This is a genomic window from Arthrobacter sp. TS-15, from assembly GCF_006964045.1.
Lineage (GTDB): Bacteria > Actinomycetota > Actinomycetes > Actinomycetales > Micrococcaceae > Arthrobacter.
Window position 1 is genome coordinate 108,084 of sequence record NZ_SDXQ01000029.1, and the last position, 10,973, is coordinate 119,056.

General features: G+C 61.9%; 10 protein-coding genes. 7 read left to right on the forward strand and 3 right to left on the reverse strand.

Going from position 1 to position 10,973, the window contains the following annotated elements:
• Positions 1 to 50: 50 nt before the first annotated feature.
• On the forward strand, positions 51 to 1,943 hold the full coding sequence (locus EU811_RS10740) for an ABC transporter ATP-binding protein (RefSeq protein WP_142938419.1): 1,893 nt from the start codon (positions 51 to 53) through the stop codon (positions 1,941 to 1,943).
• 3 nt (positions 1,944 to 1,946) lie between these two features.
• Here EU811_RS10740 and EU811_RS10745 read toward each other — a convergent pair whose 3' ends face one another.
• From EU811_RS10745 to EU811_RS10755, 3 genes are read right to left on the reverse strand one after another with little or no spacing between them, the layout of a single operon-like run.
• Positions 1,947 to 2,597 carry a hypothetical protein gene (locus EU811_RS10745; protein ID WP_142938420.1) on the reverse strand — a complete coding sequence of 217 codons (651 nt, stop codon included), beginning with the start codon at positions 2,595 to 2,597 and terminating at the stop codon, positions 1,947 to 1,949.
• A 5-nt stretch (positions 2,598 to 2,602) separates the two neighbouring features.
• Complete coding sequence (locus EU811_RS10750; RefSeq protein WP_142938421.1) at positions 2,603 to 3,232, reverse strand: hypothetical protein; 630 nt, start codon at positions 3,230 to 3,232, stop codon at positions 2,603 to 2,605.
• Between the two features lie 49 nt (positions 3,233 to 3,281).
• Complete coding sequence (locus EU811_RS10755; RefSeq protein WP_142938422.1) at positions 3,282 to 4,181, reverse strand: WXG100 family type VII secretion target; 900 nt, start codon at positions 4,179 to 4,181, stop codon at positions 3,282 to 3,284.
• 178 nt (positions 4,182 to 4,359) lie between these two features.
• On the opposite strand from EU811_RS10755, the gene EU811_RS10760 reads away from it, so the two are divergent.
• The 6 genes from EU811_RS10760 to guaA all read left to right on the forward strand — a co-directional run bounded on the left by EU811_RS10760 (position 4,360) and on the right by guaA (position 10,971).
• Positions 4,360 to 5,493: a GuaB3 family IMP dehydrogenase-related protein gene (locus EU811_RS10760; protein ID WP_024817526.1), complete on the forward strand. Its 1,134-nt coding sequence runs from the start codon at positions 4,360 to 4,362 to the stop codon at positions 5,491 to 5,493.
• A gap of 82 nt (positions 5,494 to 5,575) precedes the next feature.
• Positions 5,576 to 7,330 (forward strand): glycerol-3-phosphate dehydrogenase/oxidase, encoded by a 1,755-nt coding sequence (locus EU811_RS10765; protein WP_142938423.1) that lies wholly within the window; start codon positions 5,576 to 5,578, stop codon positions 7,328 to 7,330.
• Between the two features lie 47 nt (positions 7,331 to 7,377).
• The gene (locus EU811_RS10770) at positions 7,378 to 7,866 is read left to right on the forward strand and encodes a PTS sugar transporter subunit IIA (RefSeq protein WP_142938424.1); all 489 of its coding nucleotides are present in this window, start codon (positions 7,378 to 7,380) and stop codon (positions 7,864 to 7,866) included.
• 42 nt (positions 7,867 to 7,908) lie between these two features.
• Positions 7,909 to 8,778 (forward strand): SURF1 family protein, encoded by an 870-nt coding sequence (locus EU811_RS10775; RefSeq protein WP_142938425.1) that lies wholly within the window; start codon positions 7,909 to 7,911, stop codon positions 8,776 to 8,778.
• Complete coding sequence (locus EU811_RS10780; RefSeq protein WP_142938426.1) at positions 8,775 to 9,275, forward strand: DUF3817 domain-containing protein; 501 nt, start codon at positions 8,775 to 8,777, stop codon at positions 9,273 to 9,275. The genes EU811_RS10775 and EU811_RS10780 overlap by 4 nt, the downstream gene beginning before the upstream one ends.
• Positions 9,276 to 9,381: 106 nt before the next feature.
• Positions 9,382 to 10,971 (forward strand): glutamine-hydrolyzing GMP synthase, encoded by a 1,590-nt coding sequence (gene guaA, locus EU811_RS10785; protein WP_142938427.1) that lies wholly within the window; start codon positions 9,382 to 9,384, stop codon positions 10,969 to 10,971.
• Positions 10,972 to 10,973 lie beyond the last annotated feature (2 nt).

Below are 10,973 nucleotides of genomic sequence, written 5' to 3' on the forward strand. Positions count from 1 at the left end.
GTTTAACATGACGCGGCAGAATTGTCGGTCCCGAAGAATAGGCTGGGCACATGTCAGAAAAGCCCGCGCAACCGCGGCACCCGGAGTCGATCAGGCTAAATGCCTTCCCACCGGGCAAGACGCCGCCCCGCAAGTTGGCCCTGCGTCCTTATGCACGCGCCGTCGGGCAGGTCCTCAAGGTGAGTTTCAAAGCCTCACCTGGTGCGGTCATCATGAAGGTGGCAGGGTCCTTGATTTCGGCCACCCTTCCGCTGGTCACCACGTATTTCGCGGCCCTCACCACCACCGCGCTGGCAGCAGGTTATGCGGGAGACCCCGACGCCGGTCCACGGGCCATCCTGTACGTCATCATCACGGCGGCGCTGGGCTTGTTCTGGGGAGCCTTCAACAGCGTGGACCGGTACATCCAGCAGCTGATGAGCTTCAAAGTCGGTGCGATCGTGGGGGACATGATGTACCAGCGGTTTCTGGCGTTGGAGTTCTGGCGCTATGACGACAAAGAAACAGTGGATCTTTACGACCGCGCCAAAAGGTTCTCCGATTCTTACGCCCGCGTGCTGGACCGTATCGCAGCTATCTTCACCCAGTTCGTCTCAGTGGTCCTGGCCATTGGTGCTTTGTTGCTTGTCAGCTGGTGGATCGCGGTCATTGTGCTGGTTGCCATCGTGCCCAGCGTCTACCTGCAGTTCAAACTGTCCCGCGAGCAGATTGCGCACTGGAATACGCAGGTGGATTCGCGGCGGCAACGCCGCATGATCGAACAGAACCTCCTCCGGCCCCAGCACATCGCAGAGATGCGGCTTTACGGGATCGTTGGGTATCTCATGGACCTGAGGTCCAGGCTTCGCGACGCTGACGAACGCAGGCGCCTGGATTTCCAAAAGCGCTACATCCCCAAGCAGCTGGCCGCTGATGCCCTTCAATACGGCGCCGAGGTTGTGTCCTTGGTCTGGGTGGTGGGGCAGATCATCGCGAGGGCGCAACCGGTGGGGCAGTTCCTTTACGTGCAGCAGATTGTGAGCCGTGCCCTGTCCACGGCCAATAGCCTCGTCTCGTCGCTGAGTTCCATTGATGAGGACCTGGCCAACCTCAAAGACTACGAGCTTTTCATGGCACTTCCCGTTCCCAGCGGAGAAGAGGAACCGCTCCCGAAGTCGCCAACCACGGTGGAACTGCGGGACATCCGGTTCAGTTACACCGGGAGCGACATTGAGGTCATCAAGGGCATATCCATGACCATCAAGGCCGGCCAGCACATCGCCATTGTGGGGGAGAACGGTGCCGGCAAGTCCACGCTGATCCGCATCCTGGCTGGTTTATACCGGCCCGATTCCGGCCAGGTCCTTCTGGACGGCGTGGACCTCACCACGATTGACGTCACCAGCTGGCACCGGCACCTCGCGGTTTTGAGCCAGGAGTTCCTGAAATACGAATTCGCTACCGCTGCGGAGAACATCTACCTGGGAGATGTTGACCAGCCCCGTGACGACACCCGCATCCGGCGGGCGGCCTCGGACGCCGAAGCCATGGAGTTCATCAACAAGTTGCCCAACGGTCTGGAGAACCACGTCAGTAACTGGATGGAGGACCCCAGGGGACGGAAGGGAAGCGGGCTTTCAGGTGGCCAATGGCAGAGGCTGGCGATGGCCCGGAACTTCTACCGGGATGCCTCGTTCATGGTCATGGACGAGCCCACATCTGCCATTGATGCCCTGGCGGAGCACCGCATCTTCACCAGGCTCTTCGCGGACCGGAGCAGCACCATCATTGCCATCAGCCACCGCTTGGCCACCATCGAGAAGGCGGACATCGTGTACATGCTGGAGGATGGGCGCGTTGCTGAGCAAGGGACACACAAGGAACTCGTAGCGTTGCGGGGCCGGTATTTCCGGATGTTCGAATCCCAGCTCTCCGTGGATGAGAGCACTCAGAACACACCCTGAGGCTTAGAGCGGGCCGTATCCTGCGTTGCCGTAGGGATCACGCCACGTGGCGAGGTCCTGCTCCAGAAGCGCCCGGAAGTGGGGATCAGTTGCAGCCTTGCGGCGAAGCGACTCCCTCGAACGGCCCGCGATGGTGGCCGGGACGATGATCCCAACCACCAGGAGCGACACCATGAAGGCAAGAACCGTAACCAGTGTCAGCAGCGCGGCAGGATCCTGCCAGGTGGACGGTTTGGCCGTGAAAGCAAACAGTCCCGTGAAGACGAGCAGGACGAACGCCACAAAAGAGAATGCACCGCGCAGGTTTCCAGGACCACGATTGACCAGCGCCCGGTCTGTCCGTGGCAACCGGTTCCTAACCCGCGCGAAGTAGATTCCGCACAGGACGGCGAGGGCTGCGCCGGGAATGCCGAGGGCAGCCAGCGTTACCGGGGTGCCGAACCGAACAGCTAGGACGACACCCAGGAGGACAAGGAACCCGCCCACTCCGATTCCCGCAGCCCACGCGCCCATGTAAGCTCCCCGGGCGCTGGCGAGCTCACGCAGGCGGGAACGCGCATTCGTCGGGGTGATGGCCGAGAGCTCCGGGGAAAGCCAATAGTCAAGGGAACGGTCTGAGTGGTAAAGCGGTGCAGGACCTGACTGGTAGCTCACCGGGGCTATCGCTCCAAGCCTGCGCGGACCCGTGCGTCGAGTTGATCACGCGTTAGGGCCGTAGAGTCGAGATTTTCGCCTTCGCCCGCAGCGATTGACAGGGAACCGTCGGCCTCAGCTTTGACGTGCACCGCTCGGGAGGTTCCGTCGTTGAAGTGCCGGCGGGTAGTTGCGGCCGCGGGAAAGCCGTCCGGCGCCTGATTCAGGTAATAGTCAGCCATCTGCACTGCGGTGGTGACCATACCTTCGGAGCCCGTAATGGGGTGCAGCTCGTGAACGCCGTACTTGCTCAGATTGAGCAACAGGGCACCCTGCTCGGCGCCGAACATGAAGGAAACGTGTTCCGAGGCCGGGGTGACCAGGGCTGTTTCCAGCCATGCCGTGGCATCCGCCAGGACAGCCGTAACGGTGGCGGCCGGCCCAACCGGCAGGAGTGCGTCGTTTTCGATCTTCATCAACCCACGTTCCAACAGCGTGGCAACACCGGCCTGTTCCAGCGGCGACCCGGCGGCGTGATCGAGGCGGAAGAGGGTCTGGCATTTCAGTGCGCCGTCGGTGCCGGCCAGCGCAATGAGGGCGATGAGCTCGTGTTCGGTGATGAGCAATGCCTGGGTTTCTTCTGTCTGGGTGGTCATTTCTGCCTTCTGTTATGGGTTGCTCTGTCCAGTGTAGGAAGTGGCGCGATCATGTAAGCCATCCCCAGACCTTCTTTGCGCCGTCGGCTATTGCTCCGGCGGCGTCCTGTGCTCCTTCCCAGACATGTTCTGCGCCATCAGCGATCATGGAGGACGCGGAGTCGTAGCCCATGTTCGTCGCCAGGAGGCCTAAGCCACCCCAGGCGATGCCAGCGATGGCGCAGGCAGGGCCAACCACCGGAAAAAAGCTACCCACGGCCAACGCGGCGGAGATTCCGCCGTCCACCGCCATTCCGGGATGACCCGTCTGGATACCCTGGTAGACCTGAATTCCGCCGGTGACAAAGCCCAAGGCCCCCGACAACCGCCCGAGCATTGAACTGCCGTTGAGCAGTTGGGTGCCCCTGACATACCCGGCGCCTGCCGCCTGGCCGTACTGGGCACTGAGCCAAGGCCACCGGGTCAGTTCCGTGACCAACCCGCCCTTGGCCATCTGGGTAAGAATTGAGTCCGTCGCCAAACCGCTGGCGGTGACGAGGGCGTTGCCGGCCCACCAACCCTGGCTGCCGGTGACGCCCAACAGCCCCTCCCACCCAGTGGTCGCGGTGTCGTCGTTGACAGTGCCGCCGGGAGCCTGCGGGCTGTTGGCCTCCGTAGACCCTCCGCTGGAGGACCCGCCCTGGGTGCTGGCCTTTTGCTGTTCATCAGCCTGGGCGCGCAGCATTCTGGAGGCGTCATCCAAGGAACGGGAGGCCCTGTGCAACATAGGCCGCAGGGTGCTGTTCCATTCGCGGCGAAAGCGCTCGCCGTCGGCTCCCTTCCACGCAACGCCCGAGATCAGGCCATTGACCTGGAGTTCCTGGTTCTGGAGCCGGCTTCCCGCTTGTCCCATTTGTTGGGATAGCGAGTTGAGCTGTTCAATGTCGGCTCCGTATAACCCAGGCGCCATGGTTCCCCCTTGCAAGATGTGCGTATGGTTTCGCAGGCTATCGGATGCGTCCGGGCCTCTGCCATGGGCAGCCCTGCCCATGGCAGAGGCCCGGCACGCGCGGGGATGCTCCCGTTGCCGGGGACACACACGATTCCTCGAATCGGGGTTCCGGGAGGGGTCCAGTAAAGTAAGAGCCGTGACTTATGAGATTGAGATTGGCCGTGGCAAGCGTGGGCGTCGTGCCTACTCCCTGGATGACATCGCGATCGTTCCCAACCGACGGACGCGTGATCCGAAGGACGTCTCGGTTTCGTGGCAGATCGACGCCTACAAGTTCGACATGCCCGTCATCGCCGCGCCCATGGACTCGGTGATGTCACCTGAGTCCGCCATCGCCTTGGGGCGCTTGGGCGGGCTGGGTGTCCTGGACCTTGAAGGACTGTGGACCCGCTACGAAGACCCGCAGAAGGTGCTCGACGAGATCGCCGCCCTGGCGGACGAGACCAGTAGCCCAGCCGTCACCCGGCGCATGCAGGACTTGTACCAGGCTCCCGTGCAGCCGGAACTCATCAGCTCCCGCCTGGCTGAGATCCGCGCCGCGGGCGTGACCGTAGCCGGTTCCCTCACGCCGCAGCGCACCCAGGAGCACTACAAGACTGTGGTGGCTGCCGGCGTCGACATCTTTGTTATTCGTGGCACCACCGTCTCAGCCGAGCATGTCTCCAAGAACCACGAACCGCTCAACCTCAAGCAGTTCATTTACGAACTTGATGTTCCCGTCATCGTTGGCGGTGCAGCCGGATATACCCCTGCCCTTCACTTGATGCGAACAGGTGCTGCCGGCGTCTTGGTCGGATTTGGAGGCGGCGCCACAAGCACCACCCGCCGTGCGTTGGGTATACATTCACCCATGGCTTCCGCTATCTCCGACGTCGCTGCCGCCCGCCGCGACTACATGGACGAGTCCGGCGGACGGTACGTCCACGTCATTGCCGACGGCGGCATGGGTAGCTCCGGCGACATCGTCAAGGCAATCGCCATGGGTGCGGATGCCGTAATGCTCGGAAGCGCCCTTGCCCGCGCCGAAGAGGCCCCTGGCCGTGGCTGGCACTGGGGTCCGGAAGCCCACCACCTCGAGTCTCCGCGTGGTGACCGCGTCAACGTGGGCACCGTGGGCCCGCTTGAGGAGGTCCTGTTCGGACCAGGCCACCATACCGATGGAACGTCCAACCTGATTGGCGCCCTGCGCCGCTCGATGGCGACCACCGGCTACTCCGACCTGAAAGAGTTCCAGCGGGTGGACGTCGTCGTCTCGCCGTATCTCGGCTAAGCCTCCGGGAGCCCCTGCCCAAGGCGGCGAGCAGCAAGTAGGGTAGGGGACTACCAAGCTGTTGCGTTTGAGGAGGGGTCCGATGAGCAATGTCGCAGGCGGTCCACAGGTGAATTCACCGGGAGCACTAAGCCCGGAATCCCGCGCCGCATCAATCGAAGTCTTGAAGTCCACCGCCCAGGCGGGCAAAGAGCTCGACATCCTGATTGTCGGGGGCGGTGTGGTGGGCGCCGGTGCGGCTTTGGATGCCGTGACGCGTGGCCTCACCGTAGGCATCGTGGAGGCAAGGGACTGGTCGTCCGGCACGTCGTCCCGATCCTCAAAGCTCATTCACGGCGGACTGCGGTATTTGGAGATGCTGGATTTTGGCCTCGTCCAGGAAGCGCTCCAAGAGCGGGGGCTGCTGATACAGCGCATCGCACCGCACCTGGTGCGCCCAGTACCTTTTCTGTACCCACTGACCCGCCGTATCTGGGAGCGCCCGTATGTGGGTGCTGGGATTATGCTCTATGACACTCTGGGTTTGACGTCCGGCAACAGCCGGGGCGTCCCCATGCATAAGCACCTGTTCCGGCGTGGAACCCTCCGCGCGGCTCCCAGCCTCAAGGAAGATGCCTTCGTAGGTTCCATCCGCTATTACGACGCACAGGTAGACGATGCGCGTCTGGTGGTCAACGTCGTAAGGACTGCGGCACACTATGGAGCCCACGCAGCGAATCGCGTACGTGTGGTGGACTTCCTCCGTGAAGGGGAACGCGTTGTTGGGGCCAAGGTGGAAAACCAGGAGGACGGTAGCGTCTTCGAGATACGGGCCAAGCAAGTGGTCAACGCCACTGGCGTCTGGACTGACGAAACGCAGGCTATGGTGACCGACCGTGGCCAGCTCAAGGTCCGCGCGTCCAAGGGAATCCACCTTGTGGTGCCGCGCGACCGGTTCCAGTCCACCGTCGGGCTGATTCTTCGCACGGAGAAATCAGTGCTCTTTGTGATCCCTTGGGGTCGGCACTGGATTATCGGCACTACTGATACGGATTGGACGCTGGACAAAGCCCACCCGGCAGCTTCCAGCAAGGACATCGATTATGTGCTGGAACATGTCAACAAGGTCCTCAAGCGCCCGCTGACCCGTGAGGACGTGGAAGGCGTTTACGCAGGCCTCCGCCCGTTGCTGGCCGGGGACAATGACTCCACCGCCAAGTTGTCCCGCGAGCACGTAGTGGCGCATCCAGTGCCCGGACTCGTGGTGGTAGCCGGGGGGAAATACACAACCTACCGGGTCATGGCCAAAGATGCCGTGGACGAGGCAACAAGGGCCATGGATGAACGTGTTCCATCCAGCTGCACCGAAACCATTCCGCTGCTCGGCGCTGAGGGATTCAAAGCCGCATGGAACCGGCGCGGCAGGTTGGCGGAACAGGCGGGAGTGCATGTGGCGCGGGTGGAGCACCTGCTCAACCGTTTTGGCTCCATGACCCCCGAAGTTCTGGAAATCATCGCCGGCCGACCCGAATTGGGGGAGCCTCTTCCCGGTGCGGATGACTACTTGGCTGCCGAAGTCGTCTATGCAGCAACCCACGAGGGCGCACGGCACGTTGACGACGTCTTGACCCGCCGCACCCGCATCTCCATCGAAGCATGGGACCGGGGTGTGTCTGCCGCGCCCGTAGTAGCTAAGCTGATGGGAGAAATCCTTGGCTGGAGCGAGACTCAGCGCGAAAGCGAAATCAAGCACTACCTGGCGCGAGTGGAAGCTGAACGGCTTAGTCAGCAGCAACCCGACGACGAATCGGCTGATGCTGCGCGCATGGGAGTGGATGACATCGTTCCCCTCCGCTGACCAGCTCAAGGAATTGAGGCCTGCAGGCCACACGGAGGGAACACAACTTGGCTGAACCACTTGACCGGTACGATGCGGAACTGACAACCCCGGATACGGTCATTCTTGAACTTGTTGCCCAAGACAAGATCGATGCCGCGGCGCAACTGGCTCACAGGCTCTATGCAGCCGGCAGGATTACCAACCTTGAGGGCTTCTTGGAGCAAGTACATTCACGGGAGCACCAGCTTGCCACCGGCCTTCCGGGCGGCATCGGTCTGCCGCATGCCCGCAGCGAATTCGTGGACAGGATCTCCATAGCCGTAGGGGTAACCAAATTTGGCCATGCCTTGGACTTCGGAGCCACCGACGGTCCGGCAACCCTGATCCTCCTGATCGCCACGCCTGCCAGTTCCTTCTCCGACCACCTCGAGGTTCTGGCCACGCTGGCCCGCTCCCTGTCCAAGGAGTCCTTCCGCGAGTCCCTCCGGCGGGCGCATGACCCCGAAGTCATCTCCGAGCTCATCAACTCCAGCCTGGTGTTCTTCGACCACTAGGGCGTTTCGTTGTTCTACAGCCGGACGAAGTACGGTTAAGGGGTGTTGAAAACCGCGTTGAAACCCCGCTGGATCGCAGGACTGATCTTTGCGCTTCTGTTGTCCGGGGTGTTTGTGCTGCTCAGCCAATGGCAGCTCAGCCGGTCCGCCCAGCATGAGCCCCCGGCACCGTCCAGCATCGAAGAAGTGAAACCCCTGGTGGACGTCCTCCAACCGGGCCAGTTCTTTCCCGGCTCGGTTTCGGACCAGATGGTCACGGCCACGGGTGCCTACGATCCCAGCAAGCAGGTCCTGGTTGAAGGCCGCCTCTACAACAACCAAAAGGGCTTCTGGATCGTCTCCGCCTTTGCCGTCAATGACGCCCCCACGCTCAAGGGCGCTGGTGCCTCACCCAAGACGTGGATTCCGGTAGCCCGCGGGTGGGTGGCGGATGCCGCCCAAGCCGGCCCGCCGCCGTCGGGAACCATCACCGTGACGGGCCGCCTCATCCCGTCCGAAGCGCCGCTTCCAAACGTCGACGCCGGCCCGGACCGCGCGTCCGCAGTCTCAACGGCGGAACTCATCAATAAATGGGAAGTTTCCAGCTACCAGGGCTTTATCGCAGCTACCACGGAGGTGGCCGGAGGCGCGCAAATTCCCCTCGGAGATGACGTCAAGGCACTGAACATTCCTCCCCAGCCTCCTGCGGAGCAGGTCAACTGGCTGAACCTCTTCTATGCGGTGGAATGGGTTGTCTTTGCCGGTTTCTCGATCTTCATCTGGTGGCGCCTGGTGAAGGACGACTACCGGCGGGACTTGGAAGAGGACGAATTCGACGACGAATTCGCCGATGACGACTTGGACCAGGCAGGCCACCCCGAGGCAACTACAGAACCTACAAACCCAGAGCCAGAACAAAAGGTGCAGCAATGATTGAGCCAAAACCGGCTATCCAGCCCGAACAGTCCGGACCCAAGCCCAGGAAGCGGCGTTTCGGCGGGACGGAAGCGCAAATTCGTTCGGCGTTGAAGTTCTACAAGGTCATGGCCTACCTCACGGGTGCCATGCTTCTCCTGCTGTGCGCTGAATTGATTGCCCGTTACGGCTTTGGCGTCTCGCTCTTCGCGGGCGGCACGAACGCAGTGACGGGCCAGCCGTTTGGCTTCGGTTTCGCTGAATCCGAACCCAAGGGCGTCATTGGCGGCTTCAACATTTCCACCTCGATTCTGATTGTGCACGGTTGGATGTACGTGGTTTACCTGGTCTCCAACTTCCGCTTGTGGTCGCTCATGCGCTGGCCGTTCTCCAAAATGATCCTTTTGGCACTTGGTGGAGTCATCCCCTTGCTGTCCTTCTTCGTGGAGAAGAAATTCCACGCGCAGGTTGAAGCGGAACTCGCAGCCAATCCGCAGGCGTCCAAGCGCTACTAGCACCTCACGGCGTCCCGGTGTGAGATGCCTAACGGCGGGGCCGTTTTGGTCCTCTGACGCCTCTGCCAACGTGCACCGGGACGGCTCGGCAAAGTAGTCTTGTCTGGTGACTACTCCCACCGCACCCCAAACTTCCCAGAAGCCGGTGCTGGTTGTTGACTACGGTGCCCAGTACGCGCAGCTGATTGCCCGCCGCGTCCGCGAAGCGAATGTGTATTCGGAAATTGTTCCGCATACCTTCACCACCGAGCAGCTTCTGGCCAAGAACCCGGCAGCCATCATTCTCTCCGGAGGGCCCTCCAGTGTTTACGCGGAGGGCGCGCCCTTCGTGGGTGCCGACCTCTTCGAGGCCGGCGTTCCGGTATTCGGCATCTGCTACGGATTCCAGGCCATGGCAAATGCCTTGGGCGGCAAGGTGGCCCAGACTGGTTTGCGGGAATACGGAGCTACCGAAGCCCTTCTTGTGGGTGATGCACGCTCCATCCTCGACGGCGTCCCGTCCTCCCAGAACACATGGATGAGCCACGGAGACTCCGTTCATGAGGCTCCGGAGGGCTTCGAGGTGCTGGCAACTACGGCCGGAGCTCCGGTGGCTGCCTTCGCCAATGATGAGAAGCGCCTCTACGGTGTGCAGTGGCACCCCGAAGTGAAGCACTCCGTTCTTGGACAGCACGTCCTGGAAAACTTCCTGTTCAAGGGCGCGGGCTTGAGCCCCAACTGGACAACGGGCAACATCCTCGAAGAGCAGGTGGACCGGATCCGCCAGCAGATCGGGGACTCCAAGGTTATCTGTGGCCTTTCCGGCGGCGTCGATTCCGCCGTAGCCGCTGCTCTGGTCCAGCGCGCTGTTGGTGACCAGCTGACGTGTGTCTTCGTTGACCATGGCCTTCTGCGTGAAGGCGAAGCCGAGCAGGTTGAACGCGACTTCGTGGCCGCCACCGGCGTCAACCTTTACGTTGCCAACGAGCAGGAACGTTTCCAGTCGGCATTGGCAGGCGTCAGCGATCCTGAGACCAAGCGCAAGATCATTGGCCGCGAGTTCATTCGTGCCTTCGAAGAAGCGGAACGGTCCATCATTGCCCAGGCCGCTGCCGAGGGTGAAAAGATCAAGTTCCTCGTCCAAGGAACGCTTTACCCGGACGTCGTGGAATCAGGCGGCGGCGAAGGTGCTGCAAACATCAAGAGCCACCACAACGTGGGCGGACTCCCCGAAGATCTTCAGTTCGAACTCGTTGAGCCGCTGCGAGCCCTGTTCAAGGACGAAGTCCGCGCTGTGGGTGCACAGCTTGGCCTGCCGCAGGAGATCGTCGGCCGCCAGCCGTTCCCGGGCCCCGGCTTGGGAATCCGCATTGTGGGCGAAGTGACCAAGGAGCGCCTGGATCTACTGCGTAAGGCTGATGCCATTGCACGTGCGGAACTCACGGCCGCAGGCTTGGATAACGACGTCTGGCAGATGCCGGTAGTTCTCCTGGCTGATGTTCGCAGCGTTGGTGTCCAGGGCGATGGCCGCACCTACGGTCACCCGATTGTGTTGCGTCCGGTGTCTTCCGAGGACGCCATGACGGCAGACTGGTCGCGGTTGCCGTATGACCTGCTTGCCCGGATCTCCAACAGAATTACCAACGAGGTGGATGGAGTCAACCGCGTGGTGCTGGACGTCACCAGCAAGCCACCGGGAACCATCGAGTGGGAATAGCA

What these genes read in the sequence shown, in the direction of transcription:
- EU811_RS10740 (WP_142938419.1), top strand. Translation starts at nt 51, where the DNA reads ATGTCAGAAAAGCCCGCGCAACCGCGGCACCCGGAGTCGATCAGGCTA.
- EU811_RS10750 (WP_142938421.1), bottom strand. Translation starts at nt 3,232, where the DNA reads ATGACCACCCAGACAGAAGAAACCCAGGCATTGCTCATCACCGAACAC.
- EU811_RS10755 (WP_142938422.1), bottom strand. Translation starts at nt 4,181, where the DNA reads ATGGCGCCTGGGTTATACGGAGCCGACATTGAACAGCTCAACTCGCTA.
- EU811_RS10765 (WP_142938423.1), top strand. Translation starts at nt 5,576, where the DNA reads ATGAGCAATGTCGCAGGCGGTCCACAGGTGAATTCACCGGGAGCACTA.
- EU811_RS10780 (WP_142938426.1), top strand. Translation starts at nt 8,775, where the DNA reads ATGATTGAGCCAAAACCGGCTATCCAGCCCGAACAGTCCGGACCCAAG.